The sequence below is a fragment of the Mesorhizobium dulcispinae genome, from assembly GCF_033977345.1.
GTDB lineage: Bacteria > Pseudomonadota > Alphaproteobacteria > Rhizobiales > Rhizobiaceae > Mesorhizobium > Mesorhizobium dulcispinae.
Map to the genome: position 1 here is coordinate 24,646 of NZ_JAVIIY010000020.1, position 22,146 is coordinate 46,791.

A 22,146-nucleotide genomic window follows, 5' to 3' on the forward strand; every position below is an offset into this window, starting at 1 on the left:
ACAACGGCTACCGCGATGGAGCCCGGGAGACAAGCGCATCCGGCAAAGGATTGGCATCGCCTGCCTTGCCCATGCTGTGCCGCAATCGAAAAGGGCGCCCGATGGCGCCCTTGCAAGAAGGTGAGCGCCGAGCGGATCACATGCCGAGGTCGGAACGCAGCTCCGAGCGCGCCACTTCGAACTCGGCCTTGAAATCGGGGCGGCTGAGCAGAACGGCGGCAATCACGCTGCCGGAAATCTTGCCCATCTCGACATCCGACGGATAGTGGATGCCGCCGACGACGCGGTTATGGGCATATTCGGCGGCGCGCGCCATGATCTCCGCGCGCTTTTCCGGCACCATGTCGGACAGGATGATGCCCATCATGGTTCCGACCGTGGCATGGCCCGACGGCCAGGAACCGGAATTCGACAGCTTCACCACGGGCTTGACCAGATCGCTGAGCTGGTGCGGGCGCGGACGCTTCCAGACGTCCTTGGCCGGATCGACGACCGCGCCTTCGGTCGCCGCCACGCGTTCGAAGAAGGCGCTGAACTTCGGCAGCGTCTCCCTGGTGAACTTCGGTCCCATGACGTCGGCAAAGCGCCAGACGTCTTCCTCGGCATCGGCTTTGGCGCGCGCTTCCATCTCGGGCGTGCGCGTCACCTGCACTTTCAGGACTTCACCCAGTTCGGCCTTAGTCTCGGCCGAATCGTTCGCCGGTGGCGGCGGCAGGATCATCGTCAGGTCGATGTCCTTGTTGGTGACAAAGGGCTGGGCGTCCTCGGCGCGGACTGCCGGGCTGGCGACAAGAAGCAGCACCACGGCTGCAAGCGGCGCGAATCTTTTCATGGGTGCGATCCTCTAAGGTGGCAAGACAGGATCGCTGCGCGCGATGACGGCCATGTGACACGGCCGGACCAAGAGCGGCCTCGAAATGCAAAAGGGCGCCTTGCGGCGCCCTTCGAACCTTGATGATCGGTGCGTGGCTCAATGGGCCACGTCGGCCCACACCTTGCGCTTGGTCATGTAGACGAGCGCGCCGAACAGCAGCAGAAACACCATGACGCGGAAGCCGGTCTTCTTGCGGTCCTCGAGATGCGGCTCAGCGGCCCACATCAGGAAGGCCGACACGTCGCGCGCATACTGGTCGACCGTCTGCGGCGAGCCGTCGTCATAGGTCACCTGGCCATCCGAAAGCGGCTTCGGCATCTTCAGCGACACGCCGGACAGGAAGTACGGATTGTAGTGCGTGCCTTCCGGGATCACCATGCCGGCCGGCGGCGTCTGGTCGTAGCCGGTGAGCAGCGAGTGGATATAGTCCGGGCCGCCCTGCGCATACTGGGTGAAGATGTCGAAGACGAAGCGCGGGAAGCCGCGCTCGACGCCGCGCGCCTTGGCGAGCAGCGACATGTCGGGCGGCGCGGCGCCGCCATTGGCAGCCGCGGCGGCCTGCTCGTTCGGGAACGGCGCCGGGAAGTGGTCCGACGGCTTGCCCGGGCGATCGAACATGTCGCCGGCATCGTTCGGGCCGTCATGGATGGTGTATTCGGCGGCTAAAGTCTTGATCTGCGCTTCGGAGTAGCCGAGGCCTTCGAGCGTGCGGAACGCCACCAGGTTCATCGAGTGGCAGGCCGAGCAGACTTCCTTGTAGACCTTGAGGCCGCGCTGCAGCTGGGCCTTGTCGTAAGTGCCGAACGGGCCGGCGAAGCTCCAGCTCATTTCCTTCGGTTCGTTGATCGGGAAATGCGTCGGGGCTGCCGCGTTGTGTTCCTCTTCGGCGGCGATGGCGGCGGTGCCCGCGACCACCAGGCCGAGCAGCGCCAGCGAGGTGAGAATCTTCTTCATGCCAAATCCCCTCAGATTCTCAGCCCTTGGTTTCCGGCGCGCTCACCGCGCCTGCCGGATGTCCACCGGCCCCCTTGTTCTTCTTTTCCAGCACCGCCTCGGTGATCGAGTTCGGCAGCCGCCGCGGCGTCTCGATCAGGCCGAGCACCGGCATGACGACCAGGAAGAAGGCGAAGTAGAACAGCGTCGCCATCTGCGCCATGAACACGTAGCTGCCCTCCGCCGGCTGCGAGCCCAGCCATCCCAGCAGGACGGCGTCGGCCACGAACAGCCAGAAGAACAGCTTGTACCAGGGCCGGTAGACCGCCGAGCGCACCTTGGAGGTGTCGAGCCACGGCACCAGGAACAGCATGGCGATGGCGCCGAACATGCACAGCACGCCGCCGAGCTTGGAGTTGATCGGCCCGATGTTGAAGGTGATGGCGCGCAGGATCGCGTAGAACGGCAGGAAGTACCATTCTGGAACGATGTGGGCCGGCGTCTTCAGCGGGTTGGCGACCGTGTAGTTGTCCGGGTGGCCGAGATAGTTCGGCAGGTAGAAGACGAAATAGGCGAAGAAGACCAGGAACACGATCATGCCGAACGCGTCCTTGATGGTCGCATAGGGCGTGAAGGCGACGGTGTCGGTCTTCGACTTGACCTCGATGCCGGTCGGGTTCGACTGGCCGACGACATGCAGCGCCCAGATGTGCAGCACGACGACGCCGGCGATCATGAACGGCAGCAGGTAATGCAGCGCGAAGAAGCGGTTCAGCGTCGGATTGTCGACGGCAAAGCCGCCGAGCAGCAGCTCCTGGATCCAGTTGCCGACCAGCGGGATGGCGCTGAAGAAGCCGGTGATGACGGTGGCGCCCCAGAAGCTCATCTGTCCCCAGGGCAGCACATAGCCCATGAAGCCGGTGGCCATCATCAGCAGGTAGATGATGCAGCCGAGGATCCAGAGCAGTTCGCGCGGCGCCTTGTAGGAGCCGTAGAAGAGCCCGCGGAAGATGTGGATGTAGACGGCGACGAAGAAGAACGAGGCACCGTTGGAATGGAGATAGCGCAACAGCCATCCCGAATTCACGTCGCGCATAATCTTCTCGACCGAATCGAAGGCGAGATTGGTGTCGGACGTGTAGTGCATGGCCAGCACGATGCCGGTCAGGATCTGCGAGGCCAGCATGATCGACAGGATGCCGCCGAACGTCCACATGTAGTTGAGGTTGCGCGGCACCGGATAGGCGACGAAGCTGTCATAGACCAGCCGCGGCAGCGGCATGCGGGCGTCGAACCAGCGTCCGATGCCGGTCTTCGGCGTGTAGGTGGAATGTCCCTCGCTCATCGAAATATCCCCTGCCTCAGCCGATACGGATCTTGGTGTCGGAAATGAACTGGTAGACCGGGATCGCCATGTTCTCGGGCGCCGGGCCTTTGCGGATGCGGCCGGCGGTGTCGTACTGCGAGCCGTGGCACGGGCAGAACCAGCCGCCGAAATCGCCTTCCTGGCCGAGCGGGATGCAGCCGAGATGGGTGCACACCTGCACCATCACCATCCAGGATTCCTTGCCGGGGGTGGTGCGGTTGGCGTCGGTCGCCGGCGCGTCGGAGGCAATGTTCGCGTTGCGGGCGATCGGGTCCTTGAGGTCGTTGAGGCTGACCGCCTCGCCGTCCTTCATTTCCTTCTCGGTGCGGTTGCGCACCACGACCGGCTTGCCGCGCCACTTGACGATCAGCGAGCTGCCGGGCTGCAGCGAGGAGACGTCGACTTCGACCGAGGCCAGCGCCAGCGTCGAAGCGTCCGGGCGCATCTGGTCGATGAACGGCCAGGCGACGGCCCCTGCTCCGACCACGCCGGCCATGCCGGTGGCGATGTAGAGAAAATCGCGACGGTTGGGATCGTGGATGTCGGTTGCGCTCACGGGTGCCTGATCCTTTCGCCTCTTTCCGTGCCGGCGGCCGAGCCTTGTCCCCGCTCAATCGCGCCGGCCCGACAGCGCATGGCGAACAGGCTAGCGAATTCCTCCGGCATTTGGAGTTCGGTTTATGCGTGAAGCCCGTTTTTGTCCAGACGGGTGAAGGCACAAGGGCACATTGTCGCGGCTGCATGGCGCGGCCTGCGCCGATGCCCCGGCGACAGGCCGGCGAAGGCCATGAAAAAGCGGGAAAATCGGGAGCGAAAACGAGTGCTTGCTCGCCTCGACAGCGGTCGTTGGCCCGGTCTATTCTGCACCCATGGCGCATGTCATCGACCGCGACAAATGGGCGGAAGCCCCCGACCGCTGGCAAGGCGAGCTGCAGTGTGGCGCGTGGGGTTCCAGAAGCTGCCTGATCTTCAACTATTTGCCCGGCATCGGCGGCGGCCCGCGCCTGCACAAGCACCCTTACGCGGAGATCTTCATCATCCGTTCCGGCTCCGGCCTGTTCACGGTAGGCGACCAAGAGATCAAGGCCTCGGCCGGCCAGATCCTGATCGTGCCGCCCGACACACCGCACAAATTCACCAATCTCGGCCCCGGTCCGCTCGAGACCATCGACATCCACGAGAACGGCAGCTTCATCACCGAATGGCTGGAGTAAATTGCGTCAGGCGATCTAACTCGCGCCCAGCCTGACCAGCACTGCCCTCGGGATATCGTATTCGCGGATCACGGCGTCGTGCTTGCGCAGGCCGCAGAGCTCGCGCTGGATGAAATAGGCGTGCACGGCCGCCGCAGCCTCCTTGAGCAGCCGGTTGCGATCTCCGCCCTCGCCGCTTTCGCGCAGCTTCGCCAGTGTCTCCTCGACGCGCTGGCCGGCGCGGCCGAGCGCCGCCGCCTTTTCGGCAAGGATCTCGTGGCCGAGCAGGTCGAGCGCGCTCTCCTGTGCGCCGGACCGTCCGAAGTTGCTGGGCATTCTGACCGACATGGCTGGGTTCTACTCCGCCGGGCGCGTCTCTTCCAGCACGCTTTCCTCATTGAACAGGAAGCCGCCGGACTGCCGTTTCCAGAGCCGCGCGTAGAGGCCGTCGAGCGCCACCAACTCGTCATGCGTGCCCTCTTCGACGATGCGGCCGCCGTCGAGCACGACCAGCCGGTCGAGCGCGGCGATGGTCGAGAGCCGGTGGGCGATGGCGATGACGGTCTTGTCCTCCATCAGCCTTACCAGGTTTTCCTGGATGGCCGCCTCGATATCGGAATCGAGCGCCGAGGTCGCCTCGTCGAGGATGAGGATCGGCGCATCCTTGAGGAAAAGGCGGGCGATCGCCACGCGCTGGCGCTGGCCGCCGGAGAGCTTCACGCCGCGCTCGCCGACATAGGCTTCGTAGCCGGCCCGCTGGCGATTGTCGCGCAGGCTCATGATGAAATCATGCGCCTCGGCTTTGCGCGCCGCGGCGATCACCTCAGCGTCGGTCGCGTCCGGCATGCCGAGCTTGATGTTGTCGCGCAGCGAACGGTGGAAGAGCGCGGTGTCCTGGCTGACCACGCCGATATTGGCGCGCAGCGAATTCTGCGTCACCCCGGCAATGTCCTGGCCGTCGATCAGGATCTTGCCGCCCTCGAGGTCGTAGAGGCGCAGGATGAGATTTGCTAAAGTCGTCTTGCCGGCGCCCGACGGACCGACCAGGCCGACCTTCTCGCCGGGCCGCACGACGAGGTCTATGCCGTCCAGAACCCCTGCCCCTTTGCCATAATGGAAGGTGACGTTCTTGAGGTCGATGCGCCCACCGGCAACCAATAGCTCCCTGGCGCCCGGAGCGTCGGTCAGGCCGAGCGGCTGCGAGATCAGCGCCTTGGAATTCTCCAGCACGCCGAGATTCCTCAAGATGCTGTTGAGCTGCATCATCACCCGTCCCAGCAGCATGTTGAGCCGCAAGACGAGAGAAAGCGTGAAAGCGACGGCGCCGACGGTGATCGAGCCTTCCACCCAGAGATAGACGGCAAGGACGGCGATTGACGTGATCATGATGCCCGAAAGCGTCGTCAATGCCATGCGCACGCCGGTCAGCCGGCGCGTGAACGGCCGCAGCGCATCGAGATAGATGTCGAAGCCGCTGCGGATATAGCGGTCGTCGCCGTCGGCGGCGAACAGCTTCAGCGTCTGCACGTTGGAATAGGAATCGACGATTCGGCCGGTGATCATCGAGCCGGCCTCGGCGGTCGCCTCGGCATGCTTGCGGATCGCTGGCAAATGGAGCCTGGCCAGCCAGGCGAAGGCGGCGATCCATATCACCACCAGCACCGCCAGCCTGAGGTCGAGGCCGGCGACCAGCGCCAGCGTCGTCACCGTGTAGACGATCATGAACCAGATGACCTCGATGAAGCTCTCCATCAGGTCGCCGGTCGCCTGCCCGGCCTGCCAGACCTTGGTGGCGATGCGTCCGGCGAAATCGTTCTGGAAGAAGGCGTAGGACTGGCGCGAGACATGCCGGTGCGCCTGCCAACGCACCAGGCTGTAGAAGCCCGGCGTGATCGTCTGCTCGTCGACCAGCGCAGAAAGGCCGACCACCAGCGTGCGGATGATCAGCACCACCGCGCCCATGAACAGAAGCTCAGGGCCGGCGGCGGCCCAGAGCGCATGCCAGCTGCGCTCGCCGGGAAGCTGGTCGAGGATATCGACCAGCCGCCCGACGAAATAGAACAGCCCGGCCTCGACCAGCGGCGCGATGCCGCCGATGATCAGCATGGCGAAGAAGGCGAGCTTCGCCTGTCCGACATAGTGTCGGAGGAAGCCGCCGACGCTGGCGGGAGGCCGAAGATTCGCGGGCTCGCGGAACGGGTAGACCCAGCTTTCGAACCAGCGATAGACGGCTTTCATCATTCCGCGGCTTCACCCTTGGCCCCAAAGTCATGGGCAATTGCATCGTTGGCCGCTTCGGCGGGCGCGTCGTCGAGCAGGAAGCCGCCCGACTGGCGTTGCCAGAGCTGGGCATAGAGCCCGCCCTTGGCGACAAGCTCCTCGTGCGACCCTTCCTCGATGACGCGGCCCTTGTCCATGACGACGAGCCTGTCCATCGCCGCGATGGTCGAAAGCCGATGCGCTATGGCAATCACGGTCTTGCCCTGCATCAGCTTGTAGAGGTTCTCCTGGATCGCAGCTTCTGCTTCCGAATCGAGCGCCGACGTCGCCTCGTCGAGGATTAGGATAGGAGCGTCCTTCAGCATAACGCGGGCGATGGCGATGCGCTGCCGCTGGCCGCCGGACAATTTGACGCCCCGATCGCCGACATGGGCGTCGAATCCCTTGCGGCCGTTGTGGTCCGAAAGCGCGCCGATGAAATCGAGCGCCTCCGCCCGCCGCGTCGCCTCGAGCAGCATCTCGTCGGTCGCGTCGGGTCGGCCGTAGAGGATGTTCTCCCGCACCGAGCGGTGCAGCAGCGAGGTGTCCTGCGTCACCATGCCGATCTGCGCGCGCAGCGAATCCTGCTTCACCCCGGCGATCTCCTGGCCGTCGATCAGGATCCGGCCGCTTTCGAGGTCGTAGAAGCGCAGCAACAGGTTGACCAGCGTCGACTTGCCGGCGCCGGAGCGGCCGACAATGCCGACCTTCTCGCCGGGCTTCACGGTAAGCGACAGGTTCTCGATGACGCCCTTCTGCCTGCCGTAATGGAAGCGGATGTCCTCGAAGCGGATCTCGCCCTGGCTGACGGTGATGTCCCTGGCACCCGGCCTGTCCTCGACCAGTCGCGGCAGCGAGATCGACTGGATGCCGTCCTGCACCGTGCCGATATTCTCGAACAGGCCCGTCATCTCCCACATGATCCACTGCGACATGCCCCACATCCTGAGCACCAGGCCTATCACCACGGCGACTGCGCCGATCGTCACCGCATCGGCGAGCCACAGCCACAGCGAGATCGCCGTGACGGTGAACAAAAGCAGCGAATTGAGGATGTAGAGCAGGCCGTAGAGCACCGTCACCAGGCGCATCGAGCGGTAGACGGTGTCGAGGAAGCCCGCCATGCCTTCCCGAGCGAAGGCCGCCTCGCGGCGTGCGTGGGAAAACAGCTTCACCGTCTGGATGTTGGCATAGCTGTCGACGACGCGACCGGTCATGGTCGAACGCGCATTGGCCTGTTCCTCCCCGACCTTGCCGAGCCGGGGAATAAAATACCGCAGCAGCCCGATATAGCCGATCAGCCATACGCCCAAGGGCGCGGCCAGCCGCAAGTCGGCCGAGCCGACGATGAGCAGCATGCCGAGAAAGTAGACGATGACGTAGTTGAGGACGTCTATGACCTTCATGACGCAGTCGCGCACGGCGAGTGCGGTCTGCATCAGCTTGGTGGCGATGCGGCCGGCGAACTCATCCTGGTAGAAAGCCATCGACTGTTTCAGCAGGTAGCGATGCACCTGCCAGCGGATGCGCATCGGGTAGTTGCCCATCATTGTCTGCTGGTTGAACAACGCCCGCACCCAGACCGTGCCGGGCAGCGCAAACAGGACGATGAAGGCCATGCCGGCCAGCTTCCAGCTCTCGGTCTGCACGAAGGTTTCCCGGTTCTGCGCCGACAGCCAGTCGACGATGCGGCCCATGAAACCGAACATCCACACTTCGGTAATGGCGATCGCCGCCACCAGCACCGCATCCACGACGATGTAGGGCCAGACGCCGCGCGTGTAGTGCACGCAGAAGGCGACCAGCGTCTTCGGCGGCTCGACCGGCTCCGCGGCGGGAAACGGATCGAGCTTGTTTTCAAACCAGCGGAACATTCCAGGCACTCGACTGTCCATGCGCTCACGCGGCGCGGGATTGATGGGGTAGAATCATCGGCCGCGCGGCGCCACGGGCCGGCGATGCGGAATCAACTGCATCGCCGGCCCTGCTTCGCGCAATATAGGGTGTCGTGGGCTTTTCGCCGACAGGCTCGCCAGAGGATCCTGACGGCCTCGAATTTCCTGGCGCCAAGCTGTCGCCAGCCCGCGCTTTCTCGCCCGGCCGGAACAGCCTTGCGATACGGCGCACCAGCGAAGGCCGGCCGGGATCGGGCACGGCGCGCGAGAAATCGACGTCCGGCAGCATGCCGCGATGCGGACGCCGGCGCGTCTCGGCGTGCACCGCCGACGAGTAGGTCTCGCCGATCAGCAGCGCCCACGTCGCCATCTTGCGCTCGTGCAGGCTTCTCGAGCCGGGTATTCTAAATGGATCGAACATCGGTCCGTCCTCCATGTGCAAATGCGTTAAAAAGGGTGACACGAACTCGACCTCCGGCATTCGGCCGGAGGCACGCAACGTGTCGGTCCCGACACAATGGGTCGTGACACGTTCAGGTGGGGCGAGGCGCCCCTTTGGCAGTTTGAAAAACATCGCGAGATTCCTTCGAAAGCCGAAAACTGGGTTCGGCGGGAATCGGTGCGATGAGGTCTTAAAGTGTCAGAAGAATCGTCGTACCGAAACCGCCGCCGGGCATACATGAGCCCCGGAGAGGAGCTGCCCGGAAAGGAGCTGGAAGTGCATGGTCATCATGTGGTCCCCCTCCTTCGGTTCGGGTTGACGATGGTGGGCATATACTCGACTTCGCAGAAAATGGCCACCCGCCAGTCCAGAAATCGCCAAAAGCTCGAGCCGCCTGTGGCCGATCTGCCACTTATTAGCAGGACGCGGAAATGAACGACCGTCTCCGCATCGCGCTCTACCAGCCGGATATCGCCGGCAACACCGGGACAATCCTGCGCTTCGCCGCCTGCCTCGATCTCGGCGTCGACATCATCGAGCCGGCCGGCTTTCCGCTCTCCGACCGGGCGCTGAAACGGGCCGGCATGGACTATCTCGAAATGGCGGCGCTTTCCCGCCATGCCGACTGGCACGCCTTCGAGGAATGGCGCCGGGCGAATGCGCGCCGCCTTGTGCTGCTCACCACCAAGGCCGCGACCGCCTATACGGAGTTTGCCTTCGCCGCCGGCGACATCCTTCTGTTCGGCCGCGAATCCGCCGGCGTGCCGGACGAGGTTCATCAGGCGGTGGATGCGCGATTGACCATTGCGATGCGGCCGGGCGCGCGCAGCATCAATGTCGCGCTGTCCGTCGCGATGGTCGCGGGCGAAGCGCTCCGCCAGATCGGATAAGATCCTCGGCCGTTCACAGCCGCGGACCACCTCCCCTTCTGCCGTCATTCTCACCCAGGCGCACATCGCCTTCTCCTCAATTTGCTTTGTCAGGATTTCCTCGCTACAAGCTCAACCTAACTTGAGGTCAAGCGGAAACTGCGAGTGGCTCCGGTACGGGAATTGACGGTCGGCCAGGTGGCGATGCGCAGCGGCGTGGCGGTGTCGGCGCTGCATTTCTACGAAGCGCGCGGGCTGATCCGCAGCCATCGCACGGCGGGCAACCAGCGGCGCTACGGCCGCGACGTGCTGCGGCGCGTGGCGATCATCCGCGTCGCCCAGGAGGTCGGCATCTCGCTCGCCGAGATCGCCGCGGCGTTCCAGTCCCTGCCCGAGGGACGGACGCCGACACGCGAGGATTGGAATCTGCTTTCAACGGCCTGGCGCGACGGACTCGACCACAAGATCAGCCAGTTGAAGAAGCTGCGCGACGGCCTGACCGACTGCATCGGCTGCGGCTGCATGTCGATCGACAAATGCCCGCTGAGGAACAAGGAGGACCGGCTGGCCAGGGAGGGTACGGGGGCAAGACGGCTATTGGTGCCCTGACGATTTTTCAGTCCGCCGCCGGCAACCGGCGCATGGTGAATTCGATGACGTCGCCTGGGCGTTCGAACCAGCTTTCGATCTCGGTCCAGTAGGCCTGCTTGGGGAAGCGTTCGAACCATTCCTTCGCCTTAAGGCGTGCGGCCGGGCGCGGCAGCACGAAAGTCTCGCGCAAAAAGCCGTCGCGTGGCTTTCTTTCGCGCTCGGCCCGCGAGCGTTCCAGCCTCTTCCTCAAGCCATCCAGCGGCGGTCTTGCCGGGGTGCGCACGAAGGAACTCCTTGCACCTTGGTCAGACAGGACTTGACCCTTGCCTTTAAGAGATTAGGGATCGCGCGCAGAAAAAACGAGTCATTTGTCGGGCAAGTGAGCCTGTAACTGGAGACCGAATTGGAAAGACCTGACCTTCCCGTGGGGCTGCCGGCCGACATCGAACAGAAGAAGATGAACGCCCGCCTCTGGTTCGAGGCGCTGCGCGAGCGCATCTGCGCCACATTCGAGCAGATCGAGCAGGAACTCACCGGACCGCAATCGTCATGGTCGCCCGGCCGCTTCGAGAAGACGCCCTGGGAGCGGGATGAGGGCCGCGGTGGCGGCGGCGCCATGTCGATGATGCGCGGCCGCGTCTTCGAGAAGGTCGGCGTACACACATCGACCGTCTACGGCGAGTTCTCGCCCGAATTCCGCAAGCAGATCCCCGGCGCCGAGGAGGATCCCCGCTTCTGGGCGAGCGGCATTTCGCTGATCGCGCACCCCTGGAACCCCAACGTGCCGGCGGTGCATATGAACACGCGCATGGTCGTGACCACGCGCCTGTGGTTCGGCGGCGGCGCCGATCTGACGCCGGTGCTCGATCGCCGCCGTACCCAGGACGACCCCGACACGCTCGCCTTCCACCGCGCCATGCAGTTCGCCTGCGAGAAGAACGCCGCTGTGGCCGATTACCCGAAATTCAAGGCGTGGTGCGACGAGTACTTTTTCCTGCCACACCGCAACGAGGCGCGCGGCGTCGGCGGCATCTTCTTCGACTGGCTGCATTCGGACGAGGACAAGGGCGGCTGGAGCGCCGACTTCAATTTCGTCCAGGATGTCGGACGCTCTTTCCTCGTCGTCTATTCCCATCTGGTACGGGGCAATTTCAACCAGAACTGGACCGACGGCGACCGCGAGGAACAGCTCATCCGGCGCGGCCGTTACGTCGAATTCAATTTGCTTCACGATCGCGGCACTATCTTCGGCCTGAAGACCGGCGGCAATGTCGCCTCGATCCTCTCCAGCCTGCCGCCCGAGGTAAAGTGGCCGTAAAAATCCGGTGAGCGGAAGGAAGGCCGCATTGATGTCCCATTTGCCGAAACATGGCAGGCAATGTGGCGGCAGCGATATCTTTTTCGTCTAATATCCTTTTGAAAAAATTGATCTATTTAAGGTTGCCGGGTCGGGAAGCGCCGGCGGCTCGTCACTGCTACGATCCGCGACCCGACGCATCCGGACGGCCCTGATCGAGAGGGGTGCCTTCCCATACGGCGCCCGCATTCCAGGAGAGCATGCCATGCGCAAGCTTATTGTGACGGCAGCAACCGCTGCCTTTCTCGCCTCCGGCGGCGCCGCGTTCGCCGCGGTCAAGCACACCACGGGCACGGTCAAGAGCTTTGATGGAACGGCCATGAGCCTTGTTCTGGACAACGGATCGACCTTCACGCTGTCCAAGGCCTTCAAGGATCCGGGCATCAAGCCGGGCGAGAAGGTCCGCGTTTCCTGGGATATGAGCGGCAAGAACAAGATCGCCGAGGCCGTCAAGATCATGAAGTGACGGCCTGCTCGGCCTTGGCAAGATCATGAAGTGACGGCCTGCTCGGCCTTGGCAAGATCATGAAGTGACGGCCCGCGCGACTTTAGCAAGATCAGGCAGCAAGGAGGCGGAGCAGTACTGCTCCGCCTCTTGGGTTTAAGTACCTTGACCGGCCGCTCCAGACAGCACGACTCTTGATGCAACCGAAGTCGGCAACATGTGTTATGGTTATCCACTTGAGCAATTCCAGCGAAAGTGCCCAGCGGTTTGCGCGCGGGATTGCGTAAAACAACAGCTGGAGTGGTCGAAGCCGAACCGCTCCGCAGCGAGGAAAGGAAAACCCATGAAGGAATTCCAATGCGGAACACTCGTCCCTGGCTGTGACTGGCACACGCGTGCCGAGGAAGAGGCGGAGGTCATGCGCCGTGCCGTCGAGCACATGCGCGAGACCCATGGCGAAACCATCATCCGCGAGACCATGATCGAGGCGATCCGCTCCCGCATCCAGAAGGTCCGCGACGCGGCCTGAGGGATCCGGTCGCGGATTCTTCACCTCTACCAACAAAGACGGCGAGCGGGATGCAGCATTCGGGCGCGTTCCGCTCTATTTGCGTTCCGGCCGGCGACAATGGCCCAGCTTCGCCGAATTCATGCAAAAACTTATATTCGTATCGGGTTAGATAACCCCGCGGTAACGGTATGCATGCGATCGTCGCGCACGATCCGGCCATAAGCGGCTGCCCAAGGAGCCGTTCGCCACAAGGCGTTGGCCGGATTCAGTGGGACGAGGTGCTTCGCGCATGCGCGAAAGATCCGACATTCGAGGCGGTTCCCGCGCAGCGGCGTTTCTGTTGTGCGCGTTCCTCGGCGCGTCACCGGCGGCCGCCCAGGAACTGACCACGTCGCTCGTCGATATCCACCAAGGGTCCTGGCTCAGCGACCGCGCGAGAGGCCTCGGCAATGGCGGCTACGAGCTGCAGGACGGAAGCTGGGTCTCGTTCAATCGGTGGTACCACAGCAACTGGGTCGACATGCATGTCGATTTTCTCACGCAGCTCACCGAAAACAGCGGCATCCTGTGGGGATTTGGGACCGGGGAACAAGCCGAGAAATACCGCATAGCGCCGAGCCTCAAGCTCGGTTTTCTCACCCAGACCCATCCGAGCCTGAACAGCACCCTGTCCCTTTCTGTTACCTCGACCTTCGGCGGCAACCTGACCGAAAAGCCCTGCGTGGCTGACTACGGGGAGCTGGGCACCTACAGCGTCAACTGCCGGCTCGCGGCCGGCGAGACCGCACCTGAGGAAACGCTGAAATATCTGGTTAACGCTACACCCGAGAGGCTGCGCCTGTGGCTCAACTACCGTGTTACTTTCTGATCGCCGGGAGGCCATGCATGAGAAGTTTTCCTGCTCCCGAAATTCGCAATCCTCCGTCCTCGTTCTGCTTGACCGGGAGTAAGACCATGTCTGGTAATTTCTGGAAGTTCGGCATTGCCGCAGCCCTCGTCCTTCTGCCGGCATCCATCGCATTGGCGCAGGACGCCCTCGACGCGGACCAGACGGCCGCGCTGTGCCACGGCGGCGGGTCCATATGCGTGAGCGCAAAGATACCGGCTGCGCGAACACAAGCGGTGCAGAGCTGGATGAGCCCCGACGTCGGCGCCGCATGGGCCGCCGGCTACAAGGGCCAGGGCGTCACCATCACCATCGTCGACGACTTCAGCAGTTCATCGCGCTTCTCCGGCAATTTCGGCATCGGCACGCAATACCAACGGCATGGTGAGTGGACGCGCGAGGAAGCCAGCATGATCGCTCCCTCGGCGACCATACGCTCCAAGGATTTCTCGACAGGCTCGGCCGTCTCGCTGGCAAGCGGTCGGAACGTGCTCAACCTCAGCTACGGCATGTATGCCAGCGCCGGCTACGGCGTGAACCAGATCGGGTGGGCTCCGGAGGAGAAGTCGATCATCTCCTACGCCACGTGGGGATCGGCCGTCGTCTCGAAGGCGGCCGGCAACGACTCGGTCGCCGTCGGCGGCGTCACGGGCGGCCAGCAGGATTATCTCGATCTTGCCCTGATCGGCAAACCGACAGCGATCTTTGTCGGCGCGCTGTCGACAAACGGCACGACATCCAACAAGGCTCAGCTTGCCTGGTATTCGAACTATGCCGGCTCCAACACTGCCGTGCAGAGCCACTTCCTCGTGGTCGGCGTCGAAGGAAATAAGACCGGCCTTTATGGCACGTCCTTCGCTGCGCCCATCATCTCGGGATACGCCGCGATCATCGGCAGCAAATTCACCAGCGCGACACCGGTTCAGATCACCAACGACCTGCTCAACACGGCTCGCACCGACACGCTGGTCAATTACAACCCAGCCGTCTACGGCAAGGGCGAGGCAAGCCTGTCGCGCGCCCTGGCCCCTGTGGCGATACATTGACCGGCACCGATCGACCGGCCAACCAATTTAACCCTTGAGAGCCTTCGCGGCGCGTTTGAGCAGCGCGCCGCGATCCATGGTGAACCCTGAATCCGCCCATTCCTTTTCGAGGTTTTTCAGCGTGGCGCCAAGCTTCGGGCCTGGCGAGGCGCCGAGTTCGGTCAGATCGGCGCCCTTGATCGGAAACACCGGTTTTTCCCATTTCAAGGCGAAATTGAGCTGGCGCGAGAAACCGCCGGCTTCCATCATGGCCTGATTGTCCTCGACGGCGCGTGTCCGCGCGGCGGCGAGCGCAAGCCGCAGTCGATCGAGGAAGCCTTCGCGGTCGCCGAAATAGAGCTTTTTGGAAAATTCCGTCTCGGTCATCTTGGGTTCAGGCGGAACAGCCAGCGCCCAGTGCCGCAGGCGTTCCCCTTCGCCGGTCGAAAATCTCAGCCTTTCGGCAAGCGTTTTCATGCGCGCGGCATCCGGCGGAACGACGGCCTCCAGCCTGAGCAGCGGATCGGATGCCCAGCCGAGATCCCTTTCGGTCCGGACCAGCCCGTGGATGGCGTCGATACCCCACTTCTCGCTCTCCGGCAGCACCGCGGTGAGAACGCCGGCCTGGCGCATCCACAGCAGGGCACGCGCAGGATCGGGCGCCGAAAGCAGCTTCTTCAGTTCGGACCAGACGCGCTCGGCCGAAAGCCTGCCGAGCCCGTCCTTCAGCCTGGCGCAGGCCTTCAAGCCCTCGGCGTCAGGCCGGCCGTCGCCATACCAGGCGAAGAAGCGGAAGAAGCGCAGGATGCGCAGATAGTCCTCGCGGATGCGCGCTTCCGGATCCCCGATGAAACGCAGCCGCCGCGCCTCGATGTCGGCGACGCCGCCGACAAGGTCGACGACCGTCCCGTCGGCTTCGACATAGAGCGCGTTGATGGTGAAGTCGCGCCGCTCGGCGTCCGCCTTCCAGTCGCGCCCGAAGACGACTTTCGCTCGCCGACCGTCGGTCTCGATATCGGCCCTGAGCGTCGTGACCTCATAGGGTTTGCCGCCGGCGATCGCCGTGATGGTGCCGTGCTCGATCCCGGTCGGCACGGTCTTGAAGCCGGCTGCTTGGGCGCGGCGGATCGTTTCCTCGGGCACGGTCGTCGTGGCGATGTCGATGTCGGCGACCGGCTGGCCGATCAGCGCGTTGCGCACCGCCCCGCCGGCCACGCGCGCCTCCTCGCCGCCCGCCTTCAGCGCGGCAAGCAGCTTCTGCAGATGCTTTTCGCCGAGCCAGTCGGCCTTGCCGGAGAGAGACACCTCAGCGCTCACGCATAGAGCCTTTCATAGAGCGTGCGGATGATGCCGGCGGTGACGCCCCAGATGCGCTGGCCGCCATAGGGCATCTCGTAGAAGAACCATTCGAGGTCGTTCCACATGCGGCTATCGCGCGCGTGGTTGACGGGATCCATCAGGAAGCGCAGCGGCACCTCGAAGGCGCCGTCGACCTCGTCGGCATTGAGCGTCAGCGAAAAGCCCGGCCGCACCACGGAAAGCACCGGCACGATGCGGTAGCCGCTGCCCGAGATATAGTCGGGCATGCGGCCGATGATTTCGACGTGGTCGCGGTCGAGGCCGATTTCCTCGAAGGTCTCACGCAGCGCGGCGGCCTCAGGCCCCGGATCGGTCGGATCGATGGTGCCGCCGGGGAAAGCCACCTGACCGGAATGGCTGCGCAGCCTCTCGGCGCGCTTGGTGAGCAGCACGGTGGCGCCATCGGCGTGATCGATGACCGGGATCAGCACCGCGGCGTCGCGCAGAGGCTTTATGTGCTTCAGCCTGGGATGGCCTGGATTGAAGCGGTGATCGCCGAACTCGTCGCCGGGTTGCAGCTTTGCCTGCGCCGCGGCGCGGGCGCGAAAATCCGCGATCGAGAACGGCACCGGCGCCACCTGGTCCATCACGCGCTTAGCCGCTCGAGCTTTTCGGCCGGCATGATCGGATAGACCTCGCCGCCGGAACGGACGGAAAACATTGCCTTGCCGTCGATGTCGATCACCTCGCCATGCTCGACCAGTTCGTACATCACCGGCCGCGCTACCAGGGCCTCAAGCCGCCCGCGCACCAGCACATAGGGCTTGAGCCCGCCGGTGGCGTCCTCGTCGACGAAGCGCAGCGGATGGCCGGGCCCGGCGGTGACGACGTCGCCGACATTGGTGCGAAAGGTGATGACCTGCTTGTCGCCGGCCCCCGATGCGTTCATCTCGACGGCGATGAACGGCGCGTCGGCGACGCGGATGCCCACGCGCTCCACCGGCGTCACCAGATAGGTCTTGCCGTCGGCGTCCTTGCGCAGGACGCTCGAAAAGAGCTGTACCAGCGGTATGCGCCCGATGGGCGTGCCGAGATAGAACCAAGTGCCGTCGGCCTTGATCTCCATGTCGAGATCGCCGCAGAAGTCCGGATTCCAGCGCTCCACGGGGGCCGGTCCCTTGTCCGCGCGCGCCGCCCGCGAGATCAGCGCCTCCAGCCCGCGCGCCTCGGTGACACCGGTTAGACTCTGCTCGCGATGTCCGGAATGATCGGTCATGGTCACGAAATAGTCACTGTTGTTTCGCTTGTCAGCCTAAGTCTGTGATTTAAGTTCAATCGCAGGCGCCAGGCGAGGCCGAATCGCGGCATTCTGCGACCCTGAGAGTGCAGGCCGGTATTTCCAACCACAAGGATCGAACGGCATGAGCGTGATGATCAAGGAAAGCCCGTTGAGCGACAAGGCGATGATCGAACAGGCCGAGAAGGCGCTGGCCGACATCTCGAAGGTGCGCGACGCCGTAGGCCGTGTGATCTTCGGCCAGGAAGCCGTCGTCGAGCGCACGCTGGTTGCGCTGCTGGCCGGCGGCCATGCCCTGCTTGTCGGCGTGCCAGGCCTCGCCAAGACCAAGCTTGTCGAGACGCTCGGCATCGTGCTCGGCCTCGATTCCCGCCGCATCCAGTTCACGCCCGACCTGATGCCGTCCGATATCCTCGGCTCCGAAGTGATGGAGCAGGACGAATTCGGCAAGCGCTCCTTCCGCTTCATCTCGGGGCCGATCTTCACCCAGCTCCTGATGGCGGACGAGATCAACCGCGCCTCGCCGCGCACGCAGTCGGCGCTGCTGCAGTCGATGCAGGAATATCACGTCACCATCGCCGGCGTCCGCCACGACCTGCCCTCGCCTTTCCACGTGCTGGCGACGCAGAACCCGCTGGAGCAGGAAGGCACCTATCCGCTGCCGGAAGCCCAGCTCGACCGTTTCCTGATGCAGGTCGACATCCTCTACCCGGAGATCGAGGCTGAACGCCGCATCCTGCTCGAAACCACCGGCGTCGAGGAGGCCAGGGCCGACAATGTGCTGCAGCCGGCCAGGCTGAAGGAAATCCAGACGTTGATCCGCCGCATGCCGGTGCCGGAAAGCGTCGTCGAGGCGATCCTCAAGCTGGTGCGCTCGGCTCGTCCGGGCCAGGGCATTGCCGACACCGACAGGCACGTCGCCTGGGGCCCGGGTCCGCGCGCCAGCCAGGCGCTGACCCTGTGCGCCAGGGCGCGCGCGCTATATGATGGACGATTGGCGCCGTCGGTCGACGACATCCGTGCGTTGGCCGAGCCGGTGCTGCAGCATCGCATGGCGCTGACTTTCGCTGCCCGCGCCGAAGGCACGTCCGTGCGCGACGTGGTGGCGAAACTGGCAAAAGGCATCTGATGGGTCGAATAGGCGAGGTCCAGGCACCGGTTGCGACGCGCGACGCGCTCGCCCGTGGCCGGTTGCGGGCCTCTCTGGTGCCGGACCTGCTGGTCGAGGCGCGCCGCATCGTCAACACGGTGATCGCCGGCTGGCACGGCCGCCGCAAGCGTGGCATCGGCGAGAATTTCTGGCAGTTCCGCCCCTATGTCGAAGGCGATGCCTCGCGCATCGACTGGCGCCGCTCGGCCCGCGACGACCACACCTATGTCCGCGACCGCGAGTGGGAAGCGGCTCATACCGTCTGGCTCTGGTCCGACCCCTCGCCCTCCATGCTCTACAAGTCCGCGGGAGCCGGCGTTTCCAAGGAATCGCGCGCGCTGGTGCTGACGCTTGCCCTGGCCGAGCTTCTTTCGCGCAGCGGCGAGCGCATTGCCTGGCCGGGCCTCACGGACCCGTTCACCGCCCGCAACGGCGCCGAACGCATCGCGGCCCAGCTCAGCCATGCCGGCAACCTGCCCGCCAAGCCCGACCTCTCGGCCATCCGCCGCTTCTGCGACATCGTCATCGTCAGCGATTTCCTCGATCCGGTCGAGGAGACCATGGCCTGGCTCGACGTGCTCGCCCGTCACGGCGTGCGCGCGCATCTGATCGAGGTCGCCGATCCGGCCGAGGAGACCTTCCCCTATTCCGGCCGTACCGAATTCACCGATCCCGAGACCGGCGACAAGCTGACTGCCGGCCGCGCCGAAACGCTTAAAGACGAATACCGCCTGCTCTACACCGCCCGCCGCGAGGAACTGGCCGGCTGGTGCAAGCGCCTGGGCTGGAGTTTTACCGTCAACCACACCGACCGCCTCGCCTCCGAGGCGCTCGTGCGGGTCCACATGGCGATGACCGCCGACAGCAGCCGCCCAGGGCTGATCACTGGTCATACCGGGTTGACCGCCGGCGGCAGTAACACCGGAAAGGCGGTCGCATGAGCTGGCTGCCGCTCTCCTTCGGCGCGCCGATGGTGCTGTGGGGTCTGCTGGCCCTGCCGGTGATCTGGTGGCTGCTGAGGCTGACGCCGCCCCGGCCGCAGACCGAGGTCTTTCCGCCGCTGCGGATCCTCGCCCGCGTCCTGAGGCGCGAGGAGACGCCGCATCAAAGCCCCTGGTGGCTCACATTGCTTCGCCTGCTGATGGCCGCCCTTGTCGTCACCGCGCTCGCCGAACCGGTCTTCAATCCGCGCGAAAAGCTGCCGGCAGAGGGCTCGGCGCTCGCGCTGGTCATCGACAATGACTGGGCAAGTGCCGCCGATTGGGGCAAGCGCGTCGCCACCGCCGAGCGGCTGATCGCCGACGCCGGCTCGAACGGCGTGCCGGTCGTCATCGCCTTCACCGCCGAAAAGCCGAATGCCGAGATCGGTCCCTTCGATGCATCGGCCGCGCTCGACCGCCTGCGCGCGGCAAAGCCGCGCCCGATCCCGGCCGACCGCCCTGCCGTCTATGCTCGCGTCGCCGCCACATTGGAGCGCCTGCCGGGCGCCAGCGTCGCCGTGCTTGCCGATGGCCTTGCGGCCAATGGCGACGAAGCGGCCTTCAAGACGCTCCTGGAAAGAAATGCCGCGAGGCTGGTCTGGGCCACCTCGGACCGGGTTTCGCTCACCGGCCTGACCGGCGCCGACAATCAGGTCGACGGTTTCACGCTGACCGCCATCCGCGCGCCGGGTGATCCGGCGCCGGCGCAGGTCACGGCGGGCGCCTTCGACGACAAGGGCCGCCGCATCGCCGACGCGACGGTGACCTTCGCGCCAGGCCAGACCACCGCCAACGGAACGATGAAGGTGCCGTTTGAATTGCGCAACGACTTCGCCTCGATAGCGCTCGATGGCGAGCATCAGGCCGGAGCCGTGCGCGTGCTGGACGAGAGTTCCAAGCGCCGCCGCGTCGGGCTGCTTTCGCAGGCCGAGGCAGACCAGGCGCAGCCGCTGCTGTCGCCGCTCTATTACATTCGCCGCGCCCTGCAGCCCTTCGCCGACCTGGTCGAGCCGTCGAGCGCCGATCTGGCCGACGCCATTCCGCAGCTTCTCGACCAGAAGCCGGCCATGATCATCATGGCCGATGTCGGCACCATCCCCGCGCAGGTCCGGCAGCGGCTGGTCGACTGGGTGAACAATGGCGGCACGCTGGTGCGCTTTGCCGGTTCAAGGCTGGCCGCCGCCGGCAATGACGATGATCTCTTGCCAGTCCGGCTGCGCAGCGGCGAGCGCGCGCTGGGCGGTGCGCTGTCCTGGACGACGCCGCAACAGGTCACCGAATTCCCGAAGAACGGCCCGTTCGCCGATCTCGCGCCACCGACCGAGGTGACGGTCAGCCGGCAGGTGCTGGCCGAACCCACGCCCGACATCGTCGAGCGCACCTGGGCCACACTTGCCGACGGCACGCCGCTGGTCACGGGCATGAAGAAGGACAAGGGCACGCTGGTGCTCTTCCATGTCACGCCGGAGGCGACCTGGTCGAACCTGCCGATCTCCGGCAGCTTCGTCGAGATGCTGAGGCGCGTCGTGCAATTGTCGCGCAACCAGGGCGCCGCGGTCGCCAATGCCGAGGCTGCCGCCGCCTCCTTGGCGCCCTATCGCATGATCGGCGCCGACGGCACGCTGGTGCCGCCGACGCCCGACGCGCGGCCGCTCGTGCCCGCCGCCGGCCCGCTGCCGGTAACGCTGGAAAACCCGCCCGGGCTCTATGGCTCGGAAACCGGCGTCTTCGCCCACAACCTGCTCAACGCCTCGAGCACGTTTGCGCCGCTTGCCCGGCCGCAGATCTCGCTGCCGGTGACCGCCATCCCCTATGCTTTCGATGAATCGGAGAACCTGAAAGGCGCGCTGGTCACATTGGCCCTCCTGCTGATGGTGCTCGACACGCTTGCCGTGTTCTCGATGGGCGGGCTGTTGTCCCGCCGGCCGCGTCGCGCAGCGGCGACTGCCGCTGCCGTGCTGATCGCGCTCGGCGGGCTCTTCGGCCACGCCGACCTTGCCCGCGCGGATGATTCTAAGCCCGGCGATTCCCAGGCGATCGAGGACATTTCGAAAACCCGGATCGCCTATGTCATCACCGGCGAGCCCGGCGTCGATTCGATCAGCCGCGCCGGCCTCGAGGGCCTCACCCGCTTCCTGATCGAGAAGACGGCGCTGGAACCCGGCCCGCCGGCGGGCGTCGACATCTCCAGGGACGAGCTCGCCTTCTATCCGCTGATCTATTGGCCGATCGACGCCACCGCGCCAATGCCCAGCGAAGCTGCGATCGCCCGCATCGATGCCTATATGCAGCAGGGCGGCACGGTTCTTTTCGACACGCGCGACCAGTTCTCCAACGGCATCGGCGCTGGCTCGGCGAGCCCGGCCACCGAGCGGCTGCGCGACATCCTCGCCAATCTCAACGTGCCGCCGCTGGAGCCGGTGCCGTCGGACCATGTGCTGACGAAGTCCTTCTTCATCCTTCCCGAGTTTCCCGGCCGCTTCAACGGCAGCCCGCTCTGGGTCGAGACCTCGCTCGACGCCAGCAACACCGAAAACCGTCCCGTGCGCACCGGCGACGGCGTGTCGCCGATCATGATCACCGGCAATGATTTCGCCGGCGCCTGGGCGGTCGACGAGAACGGCGATCCGATGCTACCGACCGTGCCGCCGGATCCGATGCAGCGCATCTACGCGCTGCGCGCCGGCGTCAACATCATGATGTACATGCTGACCGGCAACTACAAATCCGACCAGGTGCACGTGCCCGTCCTGCTCGAACGGCTGGGGCAGTAG

Annotated in this window: 23 protein-coding genes; 11 read left to right on the plus strand and 12 right to left on the minus strand. The window is 64.8% G+C overall.

Annotated features, from left to right (window positions below):
* Positions 1–136: 136 nt before the first annotated feature.
* From RFN30_RS28255 to petA, 4 genes are all read right to left on the minus strand, one after another.
* Complete coding sequence (locus RFN30_RS28255; protein WP_320265346.1) at positions 137–832, minus strand: acid phosphatase; 696 nt, start codon at positions 830–832, stop codon at positions 137–139.
* 138 nt (positions 833–970) lie between these two features.
* The gene (locus RFN30_RS28260; protein WP_320265347.1) at positions 971–1,828 is read right to left on the minus strand and encodes a cytochrome c1; all 858 of its coding nucleotides are present in this window, start codon (positions 1,826–1,828) and stop codon (positions 971–973) included.
* 19 nt (positions 1,829–1,847) lie between these two features.
* The gene (locus RFN30_RS28265) at positions 1,848–3,152 is read right to left on the minus strand and encodes a cytochrome b (protein ID WP_320265348.1); all 1,305 of its coding nucleotides are present in this window, start codon (positions 3,150–3,152) and stop codon (positions 1,848–1,850) included.
* A 16-nt stretch (positions 3,153–3,168) separates the two neighbouring features.
* A complete protein-coding gene (gene petA, locus RFN30_RS28270) occupies positions 3,169–3,729 on the minus strand; it encodes a ubiquinol-cytochrome c reductase iron-sulfur subunit (RefSeq protein WP_320265349.1) in 561 nt (186 codons plus the stop codon).
* Between the two features lie 313 nt (positions 3,730–4,042).
* Between petA and RFN30_RS28275 the strand changes: the two genes are divergently transcribed.
* Positions 4,043–4,387 (plus strand): cupin domain-containing protein, encoded by a 345-nt coding sequence (locus tag RFN30_RS28275; RefSeq protein ID WP_320265392.1) that lies wholly within the window; start codon positions 4,043–4,045, stop codon positions 4,385–4,387.
* A gap of 15 nt (positions 4,388–4,402) precedes the next feature.
* Here the strand turns inward: RFN30_RS28275 and RFN30_RS28280 are convergent, their stop codons facing one another.
* Genes RFN30_RS28280 through RFN30_RS28295 form a run of 4 tightly spaced genes read right to left on the minus strand, consistent with a single transcriptional unit; the run spans position 4,403 to position 8,941 of the window.
* The gene (locus tag RFN30_RS28280; RefSeq protein WP_320265350.1) at positions 4,403–4,714 is read right to left on the minus strand and encodes a DUF6665 family protein; all 312 of its coding nucleotides are present in this window, start codon (positions 4,712–4,714) and stop codon (positions 4,403–4,405) included.
* A 9-nt stretch (positions 4,715–4,723) separates the two neighbouring features.
* Positions 4,724–6,607, minus strand: coding sequence for an ABC transporter ATP-binding protein (locus RFN30_RS28285; protein ID WP_320265352.1), 1,884 nt, complete (start codon positions 6,605–6,607; stop codon positions 4,724–4,726).
* Positions 6,604–8,499 (minus strand): ABC transporter ATP-binding protein, encoded by a 1,896-nt coding sequence (locus tag RFN30_RS28290; RefSeq protein ID WP_320265353.1) that lies wholly within the window; start codon positions 8,497–8,499, stop codon positions 6,604–6,606. The genes RFN30_RS28285 and RFN30_RS28290 overlap by 4 nt, the downstream gene beginning before the upstream one ends.
* Before the next feature lie 25 nt (positions 8,500–8,524).
* Positions 8,525–8,941 carry a hypothetical protein gene (locus RFN30_RS28295; RefSeq protein ID WP_320265354.1) on the minus strand — a complete coding sequence of 139 codons (417 nt, stop codon included), beginning with the start codon at positions 8,939–8,941 and terminating at the stop codon, positions 8,525–8,527.
* A 452-nt stretch (positions 8,942–9,393) separates the two neighbouring features.
* On the opposite strand from RFN30_RS28295, the gene RFN30_RS28300 reads away from it, so the two are divergent.
* Both RFN30_RS28300 and soxR read left to right on the plus strand, forming a co-directional pair.
* Positions 9,394–9,852, plus strand: a complete 459-nt coding sequence (locus tag RFN30_RS28300; protein WP_320265355.1) for a tRNA (cytidine(34)-2'-O)-methyltransferase — start codon at positions 9,394–9,396, stop codon at positions 9,850–9,852.
* A gap of 144 nt (positions 9,853–9,996) precedes the next feature.
* Entirely contained in the window at positions 9,997–10,440 is a 444-nt protein-coding gene (soxR, locus tag RFN30_RS28305; protein ID WP_278233493.1) for a redox-sensitive transcriptional activator SoxR, read from the plus strand.
* 7 nt (positions 10,441–10,447) lie between these two features.
* On the opposite strand, the gene RFN30_RS28310 is transcribed toward soxR, so the two are convergent.
* Positions 10,448–10,705 carry a hypothetical protein gene (locus tag RFN30_RS28310; protein WP_320265356.1) on the minus strand — a complete coding sequence of 86 codons (258 nt, stop codon included), beginning with the start codon at positions 10,703–10,705 and terminating at the stop codon, positions 10,448–10,450.
* Between the two features lie 120 nt (positions 10,706–10,825).
* On the opposite strand from RFN30_RS28310, the gene hemF reads away from it, so the two are divergent.
* The 5 genes from hemF (at position 10,826) to RFN30_RS28335 (ending at position 14,667) form a co-directional block, all read left to right on the plus strand.
* Positions 10,826–11,740, plus strand: coding sequence for an oxygen-dependent coproporphyrinogen oxidase (hemF, locus tag RFN30_RS28315; RefSeq protein WP_320265357.1), 915 nt, complete (start codon positions 10,826–10,828; stop codon positions 11,738–11,740).
* A gap of 244 nt (positions 11,741–11,984) precedes the next feature.
* Positions 11,985–12,245 (plus strand): DUF1344 domain-containing protein, encoded by a 261-nt coding sequence (locus tag RFN30_RS28320; protein WP_066994313.1) that lies wholly within the window; start codon positions 11,985–11,987, stop codon positions 12,243–12,245.
* A gap of 322 nt (positions 12,246–12,567) precedes the next feature.
* The gene (locus RFN30_RS28325) at positions 12,568–12,753 is read left to right on the plus strand and encodes a DUF1059 domain-containing protein (RefSeq protein WP_059188453.1); all 186 of its coding nucleotides are present in this window, start codon (positions 12,568–12,570) and stop codon (positions 12,751–12,753) included.
* A gap of 271 nt (positions 12,754–13,024) precedes the next feature.
* On the plus strand, positions 13,025–13,603 hold the full coding sequence (locus RFN30_RS28330; protein ID WP_320265359.1) for a hypothetical protein: 579 nt from the start codon (positions 13,025–13,027) through the stop codon (positions 13,601–13,603).
* 86 nt (positions 13,604–13,689) lie between these two features.
* Complete coding sequence (locus RFN30_RS28335; protein ID WP_320265360.1) at positions 13,690–14,667, plus strand: S8 family serine peptidase; 978 nt, start codon at positions 13,690–13,692, stop codon at positions 14,665–14,667.
* Between the two features lie 27 nt (positions 14,668–14,694).
* Here the strand turns inward: RFN30_RS28335 and RFN30_RS28340 are convergent, their stop codons facing one another.
* Genes RFN30_RS28340 through RFN30_RS28350 form a run of 3 tightly spaced genes read right to left on the minus strand, consistent with a single transcriptional unit; the run spans position 14,695 to position 17,221 of the window.
* Entirely contained in the window at positions 14,695–15,963 is a 1,269-nt protein-coding gene (locus RFN30_RS28340) for a CCA tRNA nucleotidyltransferase (RefSeq protein ID WP_320265361.1), read from the minus strand.
* Positions 15,960–16,592, minus strand: a complete 633-nt coding sequence (locus RFN30_RS28345; RefSeq protein ID WP_320265393.1) for a CoA pyrophosphatase — start codon at positions 16,590–16,592, stop codon at positions 15,960–15,962. Before RFN30_RS28345 ends, RFN30_RS28340 begins: the two co-directional genes overlap by 4 nt.
* Entirely contained in the window at positions 16,592–17,221 is a 630-nt protein-coding gene (locus RFN30_RS28350; protein WP_320265394.1) for a DUF1285 domain-containing protein, read from the minus strand. Before RFN30_RS28350 ends, RFN30_RS28345 begins: the two co-directional genes overlap by 1 nt.
* A gap of 145 nt (positions 17,222–17,366) precedes the next feature.
* On the opposite strand from RFN30_RS28350, the gene RFN30_RS28355 reads away from it, so the two are divergent.
* Genes RFN30_RS28355 through RFN30_RS28365 form a run of 3 tightly spaced genes read left to right on the plus strand, consistent with a single transcriptional unit; the run spans position 17,367 to position 22,146 of the window.
* Positions 17,367–18,371: an AAA family ATPase gene (locus RFN30_RS28355; RefSeq protein ID WP_320265362.1), complete on the plus strand. Its 1,005-nt coding sequence runs from the start codon at positions 17,367–17,369 to the stop codon at positions 18,369–18,371.
* The gene (locus RFN30_RS28360; RefSeq protein WP_320265363.1) at positions 18,371–19,333 is read left to right on the plus strand and encodes a DUF58 domain-containing protein; all 963 of its coding nucleotides are present in this window, start codon (positions 18,371–18,373) and stop codon (positions 19,331–19,333) included. Before RFN30_RS28355 ends, RFN30_RS28360 begins: the two co-directional genes overlap by 1 nt.
* A complete protein-coding gene (locus RFN30_RS28365) occupies positions 19,330–22,146 on the plus strand; it encodes a DUF4159 domain-containing protein (protein WP_320265364.1) in 2,817 nt (938 codons plus the stop codon). The genes RFN30_RS28360 and RFN30_RS28365 overlap by 4 nt, the downstream gene beginning before the upstream one ends.